The 20,783-nt window shown below is 72.8% G+C and carries 16 protein-coding genes; 6 read left to right on the top strand and 10 right to left on the bottom strand.

Going from position 1 to position 20,783, the window contains the following annotated elements; translation table 11 throughout:
- The first annotated feature begins 38 nt into the window (after positions 1 to 38).
- Positions 39 to 1,520, top strand: a complete 1,482-nt coding sequence (gene mptB / locus LADH09A_RS23025; protein WP_274529972.1) for a polyprenol phosphomannose-dependent alpha 1,6 mannosyltransferase MptB — start codon at positions 39 to 41, stop codon at positions 1,518 to 1,520.
- A gap of 146 nt (positions 1,521 to 1,666) precedes the next feature.
- On the opposite strand, the gene LADH09A_RS23030 is transcribed toward mptB, so the two are convergent.
- From LADH09A_RS23030 to glnA, 3 genes are all read right to left on the bottom strand, one after another.
- Positions 1,667 to 2,647: a hypothetical protein gene (locus tag LADH09A_RS23030; protein WP_238647540.1), complete on the bottom strand. Its 981-nt coding sequence runs from the start codon at positions 2,645 to 2,647 to the stop codon at positions 1,667 to 1,669.
- Positions 2,644 to 3,009 (bottom strand): PadR family transcriptional regulator, encoded by a 366-nt coding sequence (locus LADH09A_RS23035; protein ID WP_204941388.1) that lies wholly within the window; start codon positions 3,007 to 3,009, stop codon positions 2,644 to 2,646. Before LADH09A_RS23035 ends, LADH09A_RS23030 begins: the two co-directional genes overlap by 4 nt.
- A gap of 105 nt (positions 3,010 to 3,114) precedes the next feature.
- Positions 3,115 to 4,539, bottom strand: a complete 1,425-nt coding sequence (gene glnA, locus LADH09A_RS23040) for a type I glutamate--ammonia ligase (protein ID WP_238647541.1) — start codon at positions 4,537 to 4,539, stop codon at positions 3,115 to 3,117.
- A gap of 262 nt (positions 4,540 to 4,801) precedes the next feature.
- Between glnA and LADH09A_RS23045 the strand changes: the two genes are divergently transcribed.
- The gene (locus tag LADH09A_RS23045; RefSeq protein ID WP_238647542.1) at positions 4,802 to 5,200 is read left to right on the top strand and encodes an RDD family protein; all 399 of its coding nucleotides are present in this window, start codon (positions 4,802 to 4,804) and stop codon (positions 5,198 to 5,200) included.
- A gap of 203 nt (positions 5,201 to 5,403) precedes the next feature.
- On the opposite strand, the gene LADH09A_RS23050 is transcribed toward LADH09A_RS23045, so the two are convergent.
- Positions 5,404 to 6,090 (bottom strand): DUF4191 domain-containing protein, encoded by a 687-nt coding sequence (locus LADH09A_RS23050; protein WP_088949492.1) that lies wholly within the window; start codon positions 6,088 to 6,090, stop codon positions 5,404 to 5,406.
- A gap of 207 nt (positions 6,091 to 6,297) precedes the next feature.
- Here LADH09A_RS23050 and LADH09A_RS23055 point away from each other — a divergent pair, with 207 nt between their 5' ends.
- Both LADH09A_RS23055 and LADH09A_RS23060 read left to right on the top strand, forming a co-directional pair.
- Positions 6,298 to 6,468 (top strand): hypothetical protein, encoded by a 171-nt coding sequence (locus LADH09A_RS23055; protein ID WP_238647543.1) that lies wholly within the window; start codon positions 6,298 to 6,300, stop codon positions 6,466 to 6,468.
- A gap of 131 nt (positions 6,469 to 6,599) precedes the next feature.
- A complete protein-coding gene (locus tag LADH09A_RS23060; protein WP_238647544.1) occupies positions 6,600 to 9,497 on the top strand; it encodes a helix-turn-helix transcriptional regulator in 2,898 nt (965 codons plus the stop codon).
- A 133-nt stretch (positions 9,498 to 9,630) separates the two neighbouring features.
- Here the strand turns inward: LADH09A_RS23060 and LADH09A_RS23065 are convergent, their stop codons facing one another.
- Entirely contained in the window at positions 9,631 to 11,391 is a 1,761-nt protein-coding gene (locus LADH09A_RS23065) for a hypothetical protein (RefSeq protein ID WP_238647545.1), read from the bottom strand.
- A gap of 53 nt (positions 11,392 to 11,444) precedes the next feature.
- Positions 11,445 to 12,440, bottom strand: coding sequence for a lipoyl synthase (lipA, locus tag LADH09A_RS23070; RefSeq protein ID WP_238647546.1), 996 nt, complete (start codon positions 12,438 to 12,440; stop codon positions 11,445 to 11,447).
- Positions 12,441 to 12,893: 453 nt separating this feature from the next.
- Here lipA and aspS point away from each other — a divergent pair, with 453 nt between their 5' ends.
- A complete protein-coding gene (gene aspS, locus LADH09A_RS23075) occupies positions 12,894 to 14,180 on the top strand; it encodes an aspartate--tRNA(Asn) ligase (RefSeq protein ID WP_238647547.1) in 1,287 nt (428 codons plus the stop codon).
- 21 nt (positions 14,181 to 14,201) lie between these two features.
- Here aspS and lipB read toward each other — a convergent pair whose 3' ends face one another.
- The 3 genes from lipB to LADH09A_RS23090 form a co-directional block, all read right to left on the bottom strand.
- On the bottom strand, positions 14,202 to 14,843 hold the full coding sequence (gene lipB / locus LADH09A_RS23080) for a lipoyl(octanoyl) transferase LipB (protein ID WP_238647548.1): 642 nt from the start codon (positions 14,841 to 14,843) through the stop codon (positions 14,202 to 14,204).
- Between the two features lie 135 nt (positions 14,844 to 14,978).
- The gene (locus tag LADH09A_RS23085; RefSeq protein ID WP_238647549.1) at positions 14,979 to 16,067 is read right to left on the bottom strand and encodes a TolB-like translocation protein; all 1,089 of its coding nucleotides are present in this window, start codon (positions 16,065 to 16,067) and stop codon (positions 14,979 to 14,981) included.
- Positions 16,068 to 16,291: 224 nt separating this feature from the next.
- Positions 16,292 to 18,124 (bottom strand): DUF6311 domain-containing protein, encoded by a 1,833-nt coding sequence (locus LADH09A_RS23090; RefSeq protein ID WP_238647550.1) that lies wholly within the window; start codon positions 18,122 to 18,124, stop codon positions 16,292 to 16,294.
- Between the two features lie 226 nt (positions 18,125 to 18,350).
- Here LADH09A_RS23090 and LADH09A_RS23095 point away from each other — a divergent pair, with 226 nt between their 5' ends.
- On the top strand, positions 18,351 to 19,586 hold the full coding sequence (locus LADH09A_RS23095; protein ID WP_238647575.1) for an extracellular catalytic domain type 1 short-chain-length polyhydroxyalkanoate depolymerase: 1,236 nt from the start codon (positions 18,351 to 18,353) through the stop codon (positions 19,584 to 19,586).
- 141 nt (positions 19,587 to 19,727) lie between these two features.
- Here LADH09A_RS23095 and LADH09A_RS23100 read toward each other — a convergent pair whose 3' ends face one another.
- Entirely contained in the window at positions 19,728 to 20,642 is a 915-nt protein-coding gene (locus tag LADH09A_RS23100; protein ID WP_238647551.1) for an LLM class flavin-dependent oxidoreductase, read from the bottom strand.
- Positions 20,643 to 20,783: the final 141 nt, after the last annotated feature.

The raw sequence follows: 20,783 nt of genomic DNA on the forward strand, positions 1-20,783 counted from the left end.
CTGCCTCGCGGCCGTCTGTTCCGCGGCCGTCTGTCGCCTTGGCGGTGTCGGGTGCCCGGTACGTCGGCTTGGCCGGCGCGGTCCTGCTCACCGTGGCCGGCCACCTCGGCGGGGCGCTGCCCGACGCCCCGTTCGGCACGACACCGGCGTCGATCTGGCGAACCCCCGACGGCCCGGCCACGCTGGTCTGCTGGCTGCTCGGCACCGCGCTGCTGGTCGGTGCGTGGTGGTCGCTGCGCGGGGGAACACCGTCGACCCGGTGGGCGTACGTCACCGCCGGGCTGTGGGCGCTGCCGCTGCTCGTCGCGCCACCGATGGGCAGCCGGGACGTCTACTCGTACGCCTGCCAGGGCTGGACGTACGCGCACGGCGTCGACCCGTACGCGGTGGGCGTGGCGGCGGCGGGCTGCCCGTGGCTGGACACGGTGGCACCCATCTGGCGGGACACGCCGGCACCGTACGGGCCGGTGTTCGTCCTGCTGGCGGCACTCGCGGTCACCCTCGGCGGCGGGCTCACCGGCACGGTGGTGCTGCTGCGGGTGATCGCCGTGGCGGGGTTGCTGCTGGCCGCGATCTGCCTGCCCGGCCTGGCCCGGGCAGCCGGCGTACCGACCCGGCGCGCCGGGTGGCTCGTGTTGGCCGCCCCCCTGGTCGGCGTACACCTGGTGGCCGGCGCGCACAACGACGCCGTGATGCTGGGCCTGCTGCTGTGGGGGCTGCTGATCGTGGTCCGTCGACCGGGCCGACCGGCGGCGCTGCTGGTCGCCGGAGCGCTGCTCGGCCTGGCGGTGACCGTGAAGGCCAGCGCCGTGGTGGTGGTGCCCTTCGCCGCGCTGGCCGCCGTGCACGGCCGCCACACCGTACGGGCGTTGCTGCGCGACGGCGGCTGGTTGACCGTCGGGCTGCTCGCCGCGCTGCTGGTCACCTCGACGCTGTCCGGCCTCGGGTTCGGCTGGGTGGGCGGGCTGACCCACAGCGGCGACTCGGAGCAGTGGACGTCGCCACCCACCGCCGTCGGCCTGGTCGTGGACTACGCGGGCGCGCTGGTCGGCCGGGACCCGCAGGCGGTGCCGGTGGCCCGGGCAGTCGCCCTGCTGCTGCTCGCCGGGGTGCTGGTGGTGCTCTGGTGGCGGGCCTGGCAGACCCTGGGCGGGCTGAACGACGACCGGCTGCGGGTGGCACGGGTCGAGCCGGCACGTCCCTGGGTGCCTTCGGCGGCGCGGCCCCGGGTGGCACTGCACGGTGCGGCGTTGGCGCTGGTCGCCACGGTCGTCCTGTCCCCGGTCTTCCACCCCTGGTACGCGACCTGGCCCCTGGGGCTGCTCGCGCTGTCCGCTGCGAGGACGACGTGGTTCGTGCTGCCGGCAGCGGGGGCGGCCTTCCTCGCTCTGCCCGACGGCACCAACCTGGCCCGTTTCACGAAGGCCCCCGGTGCGGTGGCGATGACCGTTCTGCTCGCGTTCGTGCTCGCGTTCGTGCTGCGCCGCCGCACGCCCCCGCGTCCAGCTCGTCGATCATGAGGTTGACGGGCGACAAATCGGACGGAATGTCTGGGCAACCTCATGATCGTCAAGCTTGTGCGGTCAAGATCGCGCTCGAACATGGTTGTAGTGGCATCCTGCGCACCGGACACCACTACATCAATGATGGAGCACGATCTTGGTGGTCAGGCCCGCGTGCCGCAGGTGGGGCAGGCTTCGCCGCCGCGCTTGGTGACGGGGCTTAGGCGGGCGCGAACGAGGATGGCCAGGAGCAGTACGGCAGGACCGGCGAGCGCGACGGCGACGGCGCTCGCGGCCAACTGCGTGAAGGTGACGGCGCCGTGTATCCCGGTGCCGCCGGCCAGGGCGGGCACTGCGAGGAAGCCGGCAGGGGTGAGCAGTGTGACGAGCGCCCAGCCGCCGCGGGCGTCCCCGCCCAGTGCCAGGCCCATGGCCAGCAGGGTCCCGACGACCAGCAGCAACCCACCGACGGTGGGCAGGAAACGCGCCGCGGTGGGGGCGTAGTAGCCACCCATCGCGTCGGACCCCACCAGGAACTCCGTCGCCGCCAGCGCCAACAGTGCGGACAGCAGCGGCGCGAGGCGGACCGCCCGGGAGGGCCGGTCGGGCAGGGCGAGCCCCAGCAGGCCCAGGACCACCTGCGGCAGCAGCACGAACAGCGGTGGTCGGGGTGCGTCGAGCGCCACGGCCATCGGCAGCGGTGCCAGCGTGAGCAGGAGCGCGAGGACGATGGTCAGCCGGGCGATCCGGATCGGCGCGACGGCGATCACCACGGCCGTCAGCAGCCATGCCGCCCACGCGACGACACCGAGCGAGACGAACGGGCCGACGTGGGGTACGCCCCACTCGGTCGGCGTCGGATGCAACTCCGCTACGCCCCAGACGCCGGCGAGAGCGCTCGCGGTGACCAGGGCCAGCAGCGCCGCGAGGCGTACCCCGGGGATCAGGTCGGTGACACCCGCGGCCCGCAGCCGCTGGCGGAGGCCGCCGCGCAGCAGGTCCGCGGCGTCCGCCGGCGAGGGCCAGCGCCGGCCCGGGTCGGCGAGATCGAGGTACGTCCCGACGATCTCGGCGCCGCGGGCCCGCCGGTAGTCGGCGGGGTAGGCGTGCAGCAGTCGCAGGTAACGGCGTTCCAGGTCGTTCATGCCAGCCCTCCGGCCGTGCGCGGGGTGATCGGGCGAGCGGCGCGAGTCCGCGCGGACAGCCGGCTGGTGGCGGCTTCGACGTTGCGCCGCAGCCGCTCGGTCTCGGCGCTCAGGGTGGCCTCGCCGCCGGGGGAGAGGCGGTAGTAGCGGCGCAGCCGGCCGTCCACCACCTCCTCGCCGTCGACCTCGACGAGGCCGGCGTCGACCAGCCGGTCGAGCGCCCCGTAGAGCGTCCCGGGGCGCAGCGACACGCGGTTGTCGGACAGGGCGGCGACCTCGCCGATCAGCCCGTAGCCGTGCATCGGCCCGACGGCGAGCGCGGTGAGGATCAGGAAGGTGGGTTCGCGCAGCGGTGTGTCCACCTCCGCAATATATCGGATGCGAAGGTATGCCGGGGGGCGTTACAAAGCGGCTCGGGCCGGCTCCGCCATCGCGGAACCGGCCCGAGCCGGGAGTGAAGCGGCTGCTCAGCAGTCGTAGTACATGGCGAACTCGTGCGGGGTCGGGCGCAGGCGCACCGGGTCGACCTCGTTGGCCCGCTTCCAGTCCACCCAGGTGGAGATCAGGTCGGGCGTGAAGACGCCACCGTCGAGCAGGTAGTCGTGGTCGGCCTCCAGCGAGTCGAGCACGGCCGGCAGTGAGCCCGGCACCTGCTTGACGTCGCCCCACTCCTCCGGCGGGAGGTCGTAGAGGTCCTTGTCGATCGGCGTCGGCGGCTCCATCTTGCTCTTGATGCCGTCCAGGCCGGCCATCATCATGGCCGAGAAGGCCAGGTAGACGTTGGCCGACGGGTCCGGGACGCGGAACTCGACGCGCTTGGCCTTTGCGTTGCTGCCGGTCACCGGGATGCGGGTGCAGGCGGACCGGTTGCGCTGCGAGTAGACCAGGTTGACCGGCGCCTCGTAGCCCGGCACCAGGCGACGGTACGAGTTGACCGTCGGGTTGGTGAAGGCCAGCAGCGACGGCGCGTGGTGCAGCAGGCCACCGATGTACCAGCGGGCCATGTCGGACAGGCCCGCGTAGCCGGTCTCGTCGTAGAACAGCGGCTCACCGTTGAGCCAGAGGCTCTGGTGGGTGTGCATGCCGGAACCGTTGTCGCCGAACAGCGGCTTCGGCATGAAGGTCGCGGTCTTGCCGTTGGCCCAGGCCTCGTTCTTCACGATGTACTTGAAGAGCTGAAGCTGGTCACCCGCGTGCAGCAGGGTCGAGAACCGGTAGTTGATCTCGGACTGGCCGGCGGTGCCCACCTCGTGGTGCGAGCGCTCCACGTTGAAGCCGGTGTCGACGAGGCGGCGCACGATCGAGTCACGCAGGTCGGCGTAGTGGTCGACCGGCGGGACGGGGAAGTAGCCGCCCTTGTACGCGGTCTTGTAGCCGCGGTTGCCGCCCGGCTCCTCGCGGCCGGTGTTCCACGCGCCCTCGATCGAGTCGATGTAGTAGAACGACTGGTGCGCCGAGGTTTCGTGGCGGATCGAGTCGAAGATGTAGAACTCCGCCTCGGCGCCGAAGTAGGCGGTGTCGGCGATGCCGCTCGCCGCCAGGTACGCCTCGGCCTTCTTCGCCACGTTGCGCGGGTCGCGGCTGTAGGCCTCGCGCGTGAACGGGTCGTGGATGAAGAAGTTGAGCGCGAGAGTCTTCTGTGCGCGGAACGGGTCGATGAACGCGGTGGCGACGTCCGGGAGCAGGAGCATGTCCGACTCGTGGATCGCCTGGAAACCGCGGATCGACGAACCGTCGAACGCGAGGCCGTCGGTGAAGAGGTCGTCGTTGACGGACTCGACCGGCAGGTTGAAGTGCTGCATCACGCCGGGCAGGTCGCAGAAACGAACGTCGACGAACTTCACGTCCTCGTTCTTGAGGTATCGCAGCAGTTCCTCGGGATTGGCGAACACACATCCTCCTGGCACGTCCACGGGGTGGCTAGGCTTCTGGCGACGCTAGGGCCGGGGGGTTGCCCGGCCGTGTCTCCGTTGTTTCTGCCGTGTTACGTCCCTCGCGGAGCGTCAGTGGCGCTCTCGTCCACGCCCTCGGCCCGCCGCGAACGTCGTACCGACTGTGCCAGTGTAATGACATCTGATGCCTTTAGCCTGAATCGGCACACAGTGGCGGTGGCACCCGGCGACCCTCGTCGCGACGCGGATACCCTTGACCGCTGTGACCAATCCGCACAGCCCGGCAGCCCCGGCCACCGACCCCACCTTCACCCCGCCGACCCTCGGGCGACGGTTCGGGGCGCTGATCATCGACTGGGTGCTCTGCCTGCTGGTGTCCAACATCTTCGCCGACCCCGTACGCGACGGCTGGCCGCCGGTGCTGGTGCTGGTCCTGGTGTACGGCATCTTCCTCGGCCTGTTCACCCAGACGCCGGGCATGTACGTCACGAAGGTCCGCTGCGTGAACTGGCACGACGGTGGCCGGATCGGGGTGCTCCGAGGACTGATCCGGGGCCTGTTGCTGGCCCTCGTCGTCCCTGCGCTGATCATGGATGAGCACCGTCGCGGCCTGCACGACCGGCTCGCCGACTCGGTCATCGTCGACGCCCCCCGCGGCTGAACAAACCCCGCCACGGCCGGTCCGCGCCTCCGAGTTCGGTCGATCATGGAGTTATGGCGCCTGGCTTGTTGCCGTACGGGCACTTTGTCACCCACCACAACTCCATGATCGACGAGGTGGGTGACGGGGCAGCGCAGTGGGACGCATGCGAGAAGAGCCGGACCCGTTCGGGTCCGGCTCTTCTCCTGCGTACACCTCGGGGGTCAGCGGCCCCGCGACTGGCGGAAGGCGCCCGGCGGGCGCATGTTCTTCGGGATCGCGCCCTTGGGCATCTGCGGCCGGGCGGTGAGCGCCTTGAGTCGCTTGTCCAGCGAGTTGACGTCCTTGCCGGAGAGCGCCCGGGGCAGGCGCAGCAGCGTCGTCCGCAGCTTGCGGATCGGCAGCTCGCCCTCCTCCTGCCCGATCACGTAGTCGTGCAGGGGAGCGGAGCCGATCACCTTGGACAGCCGCCGCTTCTCCTGCCCGAGCAGGCCGCGCACCCGCTGCGGGTTGCCCTCGGCCAGCAGGATCACGCCGGGGCGACCGATCACCAGGTGGACCATGTCCATCTGGGTGGTCGAGCTGACCGCCGGGGTCACCCGCCAGTCGCCGCGCATGTTCTCCATGATTTGCGCCGCCGCGCCGGGCTGACCCTCGGCGGCGTTCATCATCGCCTTGTTGGACCGCAGGTTGAGCACGATCAGCACCGCGAGCAGGACGAACAGGATGCCGATCGGCAGCCAGATCCAGCTCCAGAGGATGACCGCGACCACGGTGAGGGCGAGCGGGATGAGCACCGCGGCGGCGACCAACGGCGCGAACCACCGGTCCTGCTTGGCGGTGAACTTGAACACCATCCCGATCTGCTTCAGCCGCTGGCCGAACGAGACCTTCTCCTGGGGCTTTGCCATGACGCAGAGTCTAGTGGTCGCCGCCTGCCCCGTTGATCCGCGTCCGGGTGCCGGGGCAGCTGAGTACCTTACGTCTCCTCACCGCCGGAGGACGGACGCGTAAGGAGGGTGCCGGCCGGGAAGATGAGGCACCGTGCCCATGCCCGGGTGGGGCCTTCGCGCGAAGAGTCGTCAGCAGAAGACGACGACGCCACGAAGGAGCCCGACATGTTCGGCAACGACGCAGACTTCCTGCTCTCCCTGCACCGTACGCACTCCGCCGAGCTGCGCGCCGAGGCGGCTGCGGAACGGCTCGCCCGGTCGCTGCCGCGTCCTTCCGGCCGCGGTTGGCTGGGTCGGCGCAGGCCGGCCGGCCGCACCGGCGACGCCCGCCGGTGACCGCGCCCGCCTCGGCTGCCATCCCCACGTCGCCCGCCGTGCTGGCCGACCGACTCGACGCCACCCCGCCGCCCGGCCACCGGCCGATCGGCGGGGCTGGCGGCGGGGGCCGTCATGGCATGCTCGAACCTGTGACCGTACGCGCCGCCAGCTCCGTCCTCGTCGGCCGCCATCGTGAGATCGCGGCGCTGCGCGGCGCGCTGGGCCGCGCCCGGGCGGGGGAGCCGACCGCCGTGCTGGTCGGTGGTGAGGCCGGTGTGGGCAAGACCCGGCTGCTGGAGGAGTTCGGGGGCTCGGCCACCGTCGGCGGGGCGCGGGTGCTGGTCGGCCAGTGCCTGGAGCTGGGCGAGGCGGGCCTGCCGTTCGCGCCGTTCGCTGCCGCGCTGCGCGCGGTGCTGCGCGCCGACGGCCCCGAGGTCTTCGCCGGCTACGAGGCGGAGTTCGCCCCGCTGCTGCCGGAGCTGGGACGGGCGTCCGCGGCGCTGGCCGGCCCCCGTGCCGTCCCGCTCAGCGACGCACCGCGCGGTTACCTGTTCGACCTGGTCGCCGAGCTGTTCCAACGACTCGCCGATGCCCGCCCGCTGGTGCTGATCATCGAGGACCTGCACTGGGCCGACCGTTCCACCCGGGACCTGATCGGCTTCCTGGTCCGGGCGGCGCGGCCGGGTCGCCTGCTGCTGGTCTGCACCTATCGCACCGACGAGTTGCAGCGCGGGCACCCGCTGCGCCCGTTCCTCGCCGAACTGGACCGCGCCCGAGGCGTGGAACGGGTCGAGTTGGGCCGACTGGACCGTGACGGCACCGGCGCGATCCTCGCCGACCTGCTCGGGGCGGAGCCACCCGCCCGGGCCGTCGACGATGTCCACGACCGCACCCAGGGCAACCCCTTCTTCATCGAGGAGTTGGCTGTCGCCGGCTCCCCGCTCGGCTGCGCCGCGCTCCCCGAGACGCTGCGTGACCTGCTGCTGGCCCGGGTGGACCGACTCCCCGAGCCGACCCAGCGGGTGCTGCGGATCGCGGCTGCCGGCGGCACCCGCTTCGCCCACGACCTGCTTGCCGAGGTCGCCGGGCTGCCCGAGGCCGAGCTGGAGGACGCGCTCCGCGTCGCCGTCGCCGCCCAGCTGGTGGTGGCCGACCGCGACGGCGACTACGAGTTCCGGCACGCGCTGGTCCGCGAGGCCGTGCACGACGAGCTGCTGCCCGGTGAGCACGCCCGGCTGCACGCCCGCTTCGCCGCCGCCATCGAGGCCCAGCCGCACCTGGTCGCCGCGGGTCGCGCCCCGGCGGAGATCGCCCACCACTGGTACGCCGCGCACAACCACCCGAGGGCCCTCGTCGCGGCACGAGCCGCGGCCGGCGCCGCCGCCGACCGGTACGCCTACGCGGAGCAGCGCCGACTGTTGGAGCGGGTGCTGGAGCTGTGGGAGCTGGTGCCCGACGCGGCCGACCTGCTCGGCATGGATCACCTGGCGTTGCTGGAGCAGACGCTGGGCGCGGCGGTCACCGCAGGCGACTTCAGCCGGGCCATCACGCTGACCCGGGCCGGCCTGGCCGAGGTGGACGCCGACGCCGCACCGTTGCGCGCCGCCCGCCTGCTGGACCAGCGGGGTCGGCTGATGGCCCTGCTCGGCAAGAGTGACGGCCGCCGGGAGCTGGATGAGGCGTACCGGCTGGCCGCTGGTGGCCCCCGGGGCGCGGAGCGGGTCCGGCTGCTCGCCGACATCGCCGCGCACCTGGTCAAGATCGACCCCAGGCAGGCGGCCCGGGTGGCCGCCGAGGCCGCCGCGGACGCCGAGGCGTTCGGCGAGGATGTCGCCCTGCTGCACGCGCGGATCGCCCTGCTCTGCCACGGCGGGCGGGACCCGGAGCGAGGGCTGGCCGAGCTCAGCGAGGCCGAGGCCGTCGTCCGTGCGGCCGGGGACGTGTCGGGCCTGGTGCTCGCCCGGGTCTACCAGTCGGACGTGCTCTGCGAGCTGGGCCGTTACGCCGAGTCCGCGCAGGCTGCCGAGGCCGGGGTGGCCGAGGCGCGGCGGGTGGGGATCAGCCGCTCCACCGGGGCGTACCTGTTGTCCAACCGGGCCGAGGCGCTGATCGCGCTGGGTCGCTGGGACGAGGCCGAGGCGGTGTGTGCGGAGGCCGCCCGGATCGACCTGTCCGGCGTCACCGGCCTGCACTGGCTCCAGTTGAGCGCCGGGCTGCGGCTGGCCCGCGCCCACCCGGGCGCAGACGAGCTGGTCGACCGGGCGCTCACCTTCCTCGGCCGGCCCTACCTGTGGCCGAACCACCGTCTCCCCCTGCACGAGCTGGCGATCGAGGCGGCGTTGGCCGCCGACGACAAGGTGGAGGCGATCCGGGCGGCCCGGGTCGCGGCGGTCGACGAGAGCCTGCCGCAGTTGCCCCGCGAGGGTTGGCCGGTGCTCAGCGCCGTCGCGCGTACCGCGGCCCGGGTAGGCGACCGGGACCTGTCGGTCTCGGTGGCGGCGCTCGCCACCGACCTGCCCGTGCGGCACCCGGCGGCGCGGGCGCACGCCGCCCAGGTCGCCGCGCTGCTGGCGGTCGGCGACCAGGCGCTGCCGGCCTGGCGTACGGCGGTGGACGCGTGGCGGGCCGACGGGCAGCCGTACCCGCTGGGCCGCGCCTTGCTGGCGCTGGCCGAGACCGCTGCCGCCGCCGGGGAGCGCGACGAGACGGCGGCGGCGGTCACCGAGGCCGCCGAGATCGGCCGACGCCTGGGTGCGGTGCCCCTGGTCGAGGCTGCCGCGACCCTGGCGCGACGCGTCGGCCTGCGCACCCCGGGCCAGGGCGGAGCCGGCGCCGACCTGCTCACCGCCCGGGAACGCGAGGTGCTGCGACTGGTCGCCGAGGGGCACAGCAACAGCCGGATCGCCGAGCAGTTGTTCATCTCGCCCAAGACGGCCAGCGTGCACGTGTCCCGGATCATCGCGAAGTTGGACGTGACCAACCGGGTGGAGGCCGCCGCCCTGGCGCACCGCCTCGGCCTGCTCACCGAGCCGGCCTCGTCGCACTGACGCGCGCCGCCGCGTCGCACTGAAGCGCGCCGCCGCGGCCGGGTCTGGACGCGGCGCTGCGGACCGTCGCACTGACGCGCACGGCTGAGTCGCCCTGACGCGCGCCGCTGCGTCGCACCGACGCCCGGCGCGGTCATCGCGGCAGGTAGATCCGCCAGCCGTCGATCGTGACCAGGTCGAGGCCGCCAGGGTTGGCGCGCTGCCGTTCGTCGAGCACGTCCGCCAGCGGTGAGCCGGCCGGTGCGACCCAGGCTGGCGCCGCCGCCCGGTCCACCTCCCGCCGGTACGCGGGGTAGCGGTCGAACCCGGGACGCAGCGCGTCGTCGACGACCGCGCAGACCACCTGTTCGGCGGTGGCGAAGGTGAGCCGGTTGCAGGTCCAGTAGCCGGCGCGCACCTGTCGCACGCCGAGCTGACGCAGGGTGCTCACCAACTCGGCGTGCCGGGCGTCGGCGGCCCGGGTCGCCGGTGCGGTCTGCGCCGACCGCCAGGTGGCCTGGGCGGCGGTGCCCAGTGTGGCCGCGAGCAATGCCAGGGCGACCGGCCGGGCCAGCGTTCGCCCGGAGCCGTGCCGGCCGGTCGCCGACGGACGCGGGCCGCGCCGGGCCACCGTCCACACCGGCCAGAGCAGCACCGGCAGGGAGATGAGCAGGCAGGACAGGTAGCGGGAACTCTCCACCGGGGTGAGCCCGGCGGAACTGCTCAGGGTGTACGCCCCGAGGGTGACCACGGCGGCCAGCACAAGCGCCAGCCGAACCGCCGCCGCCACCCGGGGTGCAACGAGCACCGGGTGACCAGCATCAGCGGGATCGACCAGTGAGGCAGGACCGGCTGGCAAGGCAGGACCGGCCGGCAAGGCAGGGCCGGCTGGCGACGCAAGGTCCGCCGGCGAGACGGCACCGGCCGGCGAGGCGGGGCCGGTGGGCGGTCGGCGTAGTGCCCGCCAGGCGGTGGCGGCACCGAGCGCCAGCAGCAGCGGCAGGGCCAGCGCCCACCAGAGTTGCCAGGTGGCGCACTGCCCGGGAGCGCAGAAGCCCATGCCCAGCGGCGGGCCGAGCAGCAGGCCGCCGTGCAGCCGGTCCGCCCAGCCGGCGGTGGCGTTCGCGCCGCTGGCGGCGAGCACCGCGTGGAGCGGGTTGCGCCCGTTGAGCAGGCTGTGCAGCAGCAGGGGGGACGCCCCCAGCACGGCGGCCGCGCCGAGCAGCGCACCGGCGGCCCCCCACAGCTCCCGGCGGCAGAACCCGACGAGCACCGCCCCGGTCGCCACCACGTACGGCAGCACGAGGGGGTCGACCCAGAGCATCAGACCGGCCAGGAGCCCCCACGCGGCCCACCGCGCCAGCCGCCATCCCGGCCGGCCGGCGGCCAGATCCACGGCGAGGACGGCCAGCCCCACCCCGGCGGCGTTCATCTCGGGGTAGCCGCCACCGGCGATCAACTGGTTCTTGATCACCCGGTCGGAGCCCAGCGCCAGCAATGCCACCACCAGCAGCCCGAACCACCGGTCCCCGGTCAGCCGCAGCGTCAACCGCCAGGACAGCAGCAGGAACAGCACGTACAGCGCCAGGGTGGGCAGCCGCAGACCGAGCAGGGACGGCCCGCCGGCCAGGGCGAACACCGGCGCGGCCAGGTACGCCTCCAGTGTGCCCATGTACTGCTGGCCGTAGAACCAGATCGGAAAGCCCTCGCCCCGGGCGATGTGCAGCGCGGCCAACCCCATGGTGGCCTCGTCGCTGTTCGTCGGCGGTGCGGCCTGACCCAGCAGCCAGAGTCGGTAACCCACTCCGACGAGCACGGCCAACCCGGTGAGCCAGCCGACCAACCCGACACGCGCGCCCGGCCGCGGGCGCGGGGAGCCCGCGCCACGCGGCTGCTGGCGTACGCCGAGGGTCATTCCACGATCATGGCATCCGGACGCCGAACGGCCGCGCGGCGCTGCCGGTGGGGTCAGCCCGCGGTGGTGACGGAGGTGGCGGAGCGGGCGTCGAGCGCCTGCTTGTAGAGCCGGCCGGCCCGGTACGACGAGCGCACCAGCGGCCCGCTCATCACCCCGGCGAAGCCGATCTCCTCGGCCTCCTCGCGCAGCTCCACGAACTCCTCCGGCTTGACCCAGCGGGTCACCGGGTGGTGCCGGGGGGTCGGCCGCAGGTACTGGGTGATGGTGATCAGCTCGCAGCCGGCCTCGTGCAGGTCGCGCAGCGCCTGCGAAACCTCGGCCCGCTCCTCGCCCATGCCCAGGATGAGGTTGCTCTTGGTGACCAGGCCGTCGGCGCGGGCCTGTCGGATCACGTCCAGCGAGCGGTCGTAGCGGAACGCCGGCCGGATGCGCTTGAAGATGCGCGGCACGGTCTCCACGTTGTGGGCCAGCACCTCCGGGCGGGAGCCGAAGACCTCGGCGAGCTGCTCGGGAACGGCGTTGAAGTCCGGGATCAGCAGCTCGACGCCGCAGCCCGGCTGAAGGGCGTGGATCTGTCGGACGGTCTCGGCGTACAGCCAGGCACCGCCGTCGGGCAGGTCGTCACGGGCGACGCCGGTGATGGTGGCGTAGCGCAGGCCCATCGAGACCACCGACTCGGCGACCCGACGCGGCTCGTCGGCGTCGAACTCGGCCGGCTTGCCGGTGTCGATCTGGCAGAAGTCGCAGCGCCGGGTGCACTGGTCGCCACCGATGAGGAAGGTGGCCTCCCGGTCTTCCCAACACTCGTAGATGTTGGGGCAGCCGGCCTCCTGGCAGACGGTGTGCAGCCCCTCGCGCGAGACGAGCCCGCGCAGCTGGGTGTACTCCGGACCCATCTTGGCCTTGACCTTGATCCACGGCGGTTTGCGCTCGATCGGCGTCTCGGCGTTGCGCGCCTCGATGCGCAGCAGTCGCCGCCCCTCGGGGGCCGCCGTTGCGGTGCGCGCTGCCTGGCCGGTCGTCGGCGCGGAGTGCTCGATCGTCACGAAAACGAGCCTACGCCGGACGGCGGGTGTCTATGTGCGTCAGGCGACCGGCGTCACGCCCCGAACGTTGTGACGCCCGACACCGGGGAGTCGAAAATGCGCGTCACACGAGCGGGATTCGGGTGCTACCGTCACCGCCAACAGCGACGACGGAGCCGAGTAGCGCCCCGACCCGCCAGTGCAGAGAGCCGCCGGTGCTGAGAGGCGGTCTGGCGCCGGTGCGCGAAGACCCTCCCGAGCTGCGGGAAGAACGGTTGCGGGTCACCCGTGCCCAGTAGAGCCCGCCCGGCTGGCCCCGGTCATCAGGCGACGAACGAGGCCCCCGCTTCGGCGGGGGTGAAGGTGTGGTGGCACCGCGAGGTTCCCGCTCGCCCACACCTCCCTGGGGCTGATGCGACGCTTCGCTTCCCCAGGGCGGCGACGGCGTGGCGATCAACCGAGGAGCAGCCCGCCATGCAACGAACCCTGTCCGACCACCTGCCCACCCGGATCGGCACGACCGTGCGGATCGCCGGTTGGGTGCACCGACGCCGACTGCTCAAGTCGGTGGCCTTCCTGATCGTGCGCGACGCCACCGGCCTGGCCCAGGTGGTCGTCACCGACCCGGCCGTCCGCGCCGAGCTGGAGAAACTTCCCGAGGAGACGGTCGTCGAGGTCACCGCGACGGTCACCGCGAACGAGACGGCACCCGCCGGGGTCGAGCTGACCGACCCGACGGTACGTCCACTGGGGCCGCCCGCCGTGCCGCCACCGTTCGACCTGTACCGGCCGGCCCTCACCGCGAGCCTGCCCACCCAGCTCGACAACGCGCCCACCGCGTTGCGGCACCCCACCCGCTCGGCGGCGCTGCGGATCTCGGCGGCGGCGGTGGCCGGTTTCCGGGCCGCCCTGGACACCCGGGACTTCGTGGAGATCCACACCCCGAAGGTGGTCAGCTCGTCCACCGAGAGCGGGGCGAACGTGTTCGCGCTGGACTGGTTCGGTGGGCCCGCGTACCTGGCCCAGTCGCCGCAGTTCTACAAGCAGTTGATGGTCGGCGTCTTCGAACGGGTCTACGAGGTGGGGCCGGTCTTCCGGGCCGAGCCGCACGACACCGTCCGGCACCTCGCGCAGTACACGTCGCTCGACGCGGAGCTGGGCTTCGTCACCGACCACCACGACGTGATGCGGGTGCTGCGCGACACCCTTGCCGGGATGCTGGGCGCGGTGGGCGAGCGCGCCGGTGGCGCCCTGGCGACGCTCGGCGTCACGCCGCCGGAGGTGCCCACGGAGATCCCGGCGGTGCACTTCACCGAGGCGCTGACGATCGCCGGCGCGCCCGCCGACGAGCCGGACCTCGCACCGGCCCACGAGCGGGCGCTGGGCGAGTGGGCCCGCCGCGAACACGGCTCCGACTTCCTCTTCGTCACCGGATACCCGATGGCGAAGCGACCGTTCTACACCCACCCGGACCCGGAGCGGCCCGCGTACTCGAACGGTTTCGACCTGCTCTTTCGTGGTCTGGAGCTGGTCACCGGCGGGCAGCGGCTGCACCGGCACGCCGACTACCTGGCGGCGTTGGCGGCCCGGGGCGAGGCGGTCGAGCCGTACGCCGGGTATCTGGACGCGTTCCGGCACGGTATGCCGCCGCACGGCGGCTTCGCCATCGGCCTGGAACGGTTCGTCGCCCGCCTGGTCGGCGCGGCCAACATCCGCGAGGTCACCGCGTTCCCGCGCGACCTGCACCGCCTGACCCCGTAGGGCCGTGCGCCGGCTGTGCGCTCAGACCTCGGTCAGGGTGGACAGCCGGCGCTCGACCACCGGCAGCACGTCGGCGACGCTGATAGGGCGGCCCAGCTCGGCGGTGAGCGAGGTGACGCCGGCGTCCCGGATGCCGCACGGCACGATCCGGTCGAAGTACGTCAGGTCGCAGTCACAGTTGATCGAGAAGCCGTGCAGGGTGACGCCCCGGGCCACCCGGATGCCGATGGCGGCCACCTTGCGGGCCGGCCCCCGGTCGTCCTCGGGCACCCACACCCCGCTGCGCCCCTCGACCCGGCCGGCGGTCAGCCCGAACTCGGCGCACACGTCGATGAGCAGCTCTTCGGTGCGGCGGACGTAGGCGACCACGTCCACCGGGTCGGGCAGCCGCAGGATCGGGTAACCGACGAGCTGCCCCGGCCCGTGCCAGGTGATCTTGCCGCCACGGTCCACGTCGACGACCGGGGTGCCGTCCATCGGCCGGTCCCACGGTTCGGTGCGCTTGCCCGCCGTGTAGACGCTCGGGTGCTCCAGCAGCAGCACGGTGTCGCCGCGCTCGCCGGCCACCACCGACTCGTGCAGGCGCCGCTGCTCGTCCCAGGCGGCCTGGTAGTCGAGCAGGCCGCCGTGGACGGCCGTCAGGCCGGGGGTCGTCGTCGTCACGGCGTCCAGCCTAGCCCCGCCGCGGGCGATCTTCCCTGGTGAGCCGCCTCACCGGCGAAGATCACGCCAGCTGTCGGTGCTGGTCTGCGGCCCGCTCGGTGACACGTCCGCCCGGCCTGGCCGCATCACTCGGTGTCACGTTGACGCCGCCTGAGTCGCGGCTTGGCGGCGACGAACAACCCGAACGATCAGGCCGACGGTGAGCAGCGGCAACACCGCCAGCGTGAGGTACAGCCAGAGCGGGGCGGCGAACGGTGACGGCCGAGGCTCCGGCCCACCGAACGCGGCCCGAGCCAGCAGCTCGCCCGGCACTATCAGGTCGGTTGACCCGACCGGCGCGGTCACCAGCACCTCCCGACCGCCGTCGGGCGACAGCGCGGCGAGAACGGCCTGCCGGTCGGTGTCCTGCTCCGTTTTGCTGACATAACGCAGGACCGGGTCGTCGCCGCGCCAGCCGATGACCTCCCTGACCGAGGTGCCGGCCGGCAGGGCCTGGCCGACGTCTTTGCCGGTGGCCGTGTCCAGGAACTCGACCCGCCAGGCGCGCGCCGCCGCCTGCTCGGCCGTACAGCTGGGCCCGGCGCAGCCGTCGAAGGCGAGCAGCGCGAGCCGCCGGCCGTCGGGATGCCAGGCGGCCGGACCGGCCAGAACTCGCCTGTCGCCCAGGTCGACCTGCCAACGAGCGCCGCCGCCGTCCGGGTCGACGACCACCAGTCGCTCGCGCTCGGCGAGCTGGGCTGGCACGTCCGGCGAGCCGGTGACCGCCACCAGGTCGCCACCGGGTGACCAGGCCGCCCCGCTGTGCGCGGCGAAGGTGCCGACCTCGACCACCCGCTCGGAGCCCCGGAACGGGTCGACGACGAGCAGATCGTCGGGCTTCTCCGGGTCGTTGAGCTGCTGATTCTCCGGGCCGTAGGTGATCACCGTGTCGTCGTTGTCGCGAGTGCCCAGCACCTGCTGCCCGTCCGACGACCAGGCCATGGGAGAGACTCCGGTGCTCATCGTGCGGCGCTGCCGGCCGGTGGTGACGTCCAGCAGCTCGCCGGAGCCCGGCCGCAGGTAGTGCCGTCCATCCGGGGAGAGCAACCCGTGTCGCTCGGCGATGCCGATCGGGATCAGCCGGTACGCGCCGTCCTGGTCGACAAGCACACCTGTCGACTCGAAGTAACGGGTGCGGTCGGTGAAGAACACCAGCGCGGCCGGGCCGGCCGCTCGTTGCCCCACGGTGGCCTGCCACAGCCACGGATTGTGCAACCTGGTAGGGACCACGCCGGTCGTGCGGTCGGCGACAGAGCCGGCCCCGGCCGTGGCGGCTGGCGCGCTGAGTGCCACGAGAACCAGCGCGACACCGATCGTGGCTGCACGGCGCACTCGCCGGCCCGTCATTCCCATCGGTCCATTAGACGCGACTAAGGCCCGTCACGACGTCCCGCTCGGTCGCGTCGCGGCTACCGGGCGGCCGGCGGGATGCGCCAGAGCCAGACGTCGTCGACCCGCTGCGGCTCGCCGAACAGGGCGGTGCCGGTCCGCAGCAGCGCCTCCTCGTCGACCTCGAACTTCGCCCCGTGCACCTGGTCGGCGAGCACCACCGTCTCGATCCGCCAGTGCCGCAGGTCCGATTGGACCTCCCGGATGGTCCCGTCGGTCACGATCGGCACCAGCCCGGTACGGCCGGCCTGGTCCATCAACGCGCTCAGGGTGCGCGGCACCGGGCCGATCCGGCCGCGCCCGTCCGGCCCGCCCGGGCCGAGGAAGAACCCGCCGGGAATCTCGAACTCGCCCTGCCGGTGCGACAACGCGTACGCCTGCCAGCGCTGGCCGTCCGGGTAGATGTCCACGGGCAGCGGCACCGGCGTCAGCACCCCGTCCGGTGAGACGTAGTCGCGCCACGTGCCGGAGGTGATGAACCGTGGGATCGGTTCCCGCTCGTCGGTCAACAGCGGGGTGGGCAGCAGCGGCACCAGGGCCACCGCGAAACCGACGAGCCAGGCCAGCTCGGTGGAGCGGTGCCGGGGTGGTGCGGCGCGCAGCTGGTCTACCGCGTACGCCAGCAACAGCCCGATCACCGGCGCGACCACCAGCGCCAGCCGGGCGGGCAGCGCGGCGTTCACCACCGGCAGTTGGCCGAGCAGGTCGAACGGCATGGGGAGGTCGGTGCGTCGCCCGTCGACCTTGGCGACCGGGCCGAAGGAGAGCACCGAGAAGATCAGCGCGAGGACGCCCAGCGCCCAGAGGGTGGCCCGGCGGCTCGGGTCGGCCCGCCGCCAGAGCGCGACGAAGCAGACCACGGTGAGCACCAGCAGCGGGATGCCGAAGAAGGAGTTCTCCTCCGTCGGGTTCGGTGCCAGCGAGGTGCCCAGCCCCGCCTCACCGGCCAGCGAGCGGCGCGGGAAGGCGGCGAACGCCGCGATGTCCTCGGAGTGGATCACCGGGTCGAAGCCGGTGCCGTGGAACCGTTGCGGACCGGCGAAGTGCAACCACAGCGGGTACGACAGCAGCACGCCGGCGACCACGGCGGTCACCCCGAGCCCCCGCAGGAAGGTGGGCAGTACGGCGCGTGCCTCGGCCCGGTTGGCCGGGTGCAGCGCCCAGACGGCGACGAACACCCCGAGCCCCAGCGCGGTGAAGAACAGCCCCTCGGCGGCGATCGAGAAGGCCACCGCGACCAGCACACCGAGGATCACCCCGTCACGGAGCCAGTGCCCGCCTCGGCGCAGCGCGAACAGCCGCCAGATCAGCAGCGGCACCAGCCAGCCGGCGGTCCAGTTCAGGTGCGCGTTGGCGTGCGAGACCATGCCGGGGGAGTAGGCGATGAACAGGGCGCCGACGCCGGCGGCCAGCTGGCTGCGGACCAGGTGCCGGGAGAGCAACCAGTACCAGACCAGCGCGGTGGCCAGCAGGTTCAGGGTGAGGATCACCAGGAACGTCGCCGGTGGCCCGATCAGGTACGTGAGGGGGGCGAAGACCACCGCGTACACCGTGATCGAGGTGTTGACCGCGAGGTTCACGCCGTCCGGGACGTTGATCAGATAGGTGAAGAGCGGGTTGTCCCCGTGGGTGACCGCGTGCCCGCCGAAGGCCAGCAGCCACTCGAAGAGCGCCTGGTCGCTGGAGTTGACGGTGATCGTCCGGGTGTTCGGGTCCCGCCAGAGCCCACTGGTCACCCAGACGGCGAGCGCGAGCGCCACCAGCGCGACGATCAGGTCGGCCCGGCGGTCCCGGACGACGCGCGGGGGTGACGCTGGTGCGGGCCCGGTGGCCAGCGACGGGGAGGACGGCACGCAGCGGACGTTACCAACCGGACCTGGACAGGCCGGTCAGACCTGCGAGGAGGGGACCGTTGTTGTCGCGTGGGGTTGGGGAGGACTCGTGTCGACGGTCTGGCGTACACCTCGGCAGTCGTGAATGTGTGAGTGTGCCCCATGTCATCGCGGCGACACATCGTCGTAACGTCACGGCAATTCGACCGTGACCCAGTTCACAGTCCGCCCCTCTCAGGAGGCCGCCGTGCGCCGCTCCTCGTCCACCATCACCCGCCTGATCGGCGGGCTCGCCGGGCTTGCCCTCGCCCTGGCCGGCGCGGTCGCCGTCGCCGCCCCCGCCCAGGCCGCCACCCTCACCCAGGTCACCGGGTTCGGCTCCAACCCGGGCAACCTCGCCATGTACGCCTACCGCCCGGACAACCTGCCGGCCAACTCCCCGGCCGTCGTGCTGCTGCACGGGTGCACCCAGAACGCCTCCGGCTACTTCTCCGGCTCCGGCTGGCAGAAGTACGCCGACCAGTGGAAGTTCGCCCTGATCGTCGCCCAGCAACCGTCCGGCAACAACGCCAACTCGTGCTTCAACTTCTTCGAGTCGGGCGACACCACCCGCGGTCAGGGTGAGGCACTGTCGATCAAGCAGATGGTCGACCACGCCAAGGCGAACTTCGGCGTGAACGGCTCCCGGGTCTTCGTCAGCGGTCTCTCCGCGGGCGGGGCGATGAGCGCGGTCATGCTCGCCACCTACCCGGACGTCTTCGCCGCCGGATCGATCATCGCGGGGATCCCCTACCGCTGCGCCACCAGCATGGTCAACGCGTTCAGCTGCATGAGCCCGGGCGCGGACAAGACCCCGGCCGCCTGGGGCGACCTGGTCCGCGGCGCGTACTCCGGTTACACCGGCCCGCGACCCCGGGTGGCCATCTGGCACGGCACCTCGGACTACACCGTCGCACCGCTCAACGCCACCGAGTCCCGCGACCAGTGGACCAACGTGCGGGGCGTCTCGCAGACCCCGAGCAGCACCTCGTCGCTGCCCGGCAACACGAGCCTGGAGGTGTACGGCAACGACGACGTACGCCTCTACCGGGTCTCCGGGATGGGTCACGGCACTCCGGTCGACCCGGGTTCCGCAGCCGAGCAGTGTGGCACCGCCGGCGCGTACTTCCTGGACACCATCTGCTCGACGTACCGTGACGCGCTCTTCTTCGGCCTGAACGGCGGCGGCACCAACCCGACCCCCACCCCGACGGCCACGCCGACCCCGACCCCCACGGCCACGCCGACGCCGACCCCGACTCCGACCGCTCCGGCGACCTGCGTGACCGCCAGCAACTACGCGCACGTGGCGGCGGGCCGGGCGTACCAGTCCGCTGGCTACGCCTACGCGAACGGCTCCAACCAGCGGATGGGCCTCTACAACACCTTCTACACCAGCGCCCTCAAGCAGACCGCCGCCAACTACTGGGTGATCGGCTGCTGACCACGCCCCTGGCCCGTTGATCAAGAGGTTCGCGTCATCCGGAAGCCGGAATCCGACGCGAACCTCTTGATCGACACGGCTGTCGGAACTGCCGTCGGAACTGCCGTCGGAACGTTCGTTGATGCGGCCGTCGGCGCGGGCTCAGGTCAGGCGGGCCAGGGCCGGCGCGAGCGGTTCCAGCGCGTCACGGCGGACCACGAACCGGGTCACCCCCCAGCGTTGTTCGTGCTCGGCGACCGCCGTGACGATCTCGTCCACCGTGCCGATCAGCACGAACGGGGTGGCCAGCAGTTCGGCGGCGGTCATGCCGTTGCGTCGGGCCTGCTCCGCGGCGGCAGCCTCCGCGTCGTCGGTGACCACCACCGTCTGCACCAGCGCCTCCAACGCCGGCGGGTCCGTCCGGCCGGCCGCGCCGGCAGCCACGCAGGCCAGCTGCGCCTCGATCTGGTCGGCCCGCCACCGCGCCTCGTGCTGGTGGCCGTCGGCGAGGGTACGCCCGAACCCGGTCAGCCCGACCACGTCGGCGTGCGCGCCGGCCCAACGCAGCAGCGTCGAGTTCGCCGTACCCATCGTCAGCGGAATCCGGTCCTGCACCGGCCGCGGTTCGCGCAACACCGCCTCGCGCATCGTCAGCTCGGCCGAGTCGACGGTGACCGAGGCGCCGTCGAGCAGGGCGCGGACCGCCTCGGCGACGGCCACGCAACGGCGGACCCGACCGGCCACGTCGGGGCGTTCCCGACCCACCGCGCGCCACTCCGCCGGGGTGTGACCGGCGCCGACACCGAGCCGGGCCCGGCCACCGGAGATCAGGTCGAGGGTGGCCACGTCGGCCGCCAGCAGCATCGGTTCCCGTACGCCAAGGTTCGACACGTACGAGCCGAGCCCGATCGTCGAGGTGACCGGTGCGGCGGCGGCCAGCGCCACGAAGGGTGACGTCACGTCGCCGGGGTGGTCGGCGGCGAGCAGGGCGTCGAAGCCGGCGGTCTCGGCCCGGCGGGCCAGTTCGGACCAGCTCGTCGCGTCGGTCGGGGTGGCCTGGAGGGAGAAGGTCGCCATCGGTCCAGCATCGGCCCACGCCCGCCCACCGACGACCCGCCGACCACCAATTCTGCCGGAAGCCGAAGCCGAAGCCGAAGCCGAAAGCCGAAAGCCGAACGACCGAGGGCCGAGCCCCCGCCGACCACGCCTGCGAGCGCC

Source organism: Micromonospora cabrerizensis (assembly GCF_022230955.1).
Classification (GTDB): Bacteria; Actinomycetota; Actinomycetes; order Mycobacteriales; family Micromonosporaceae; genus Micromonospora; species Micromonospora cabrerizensis.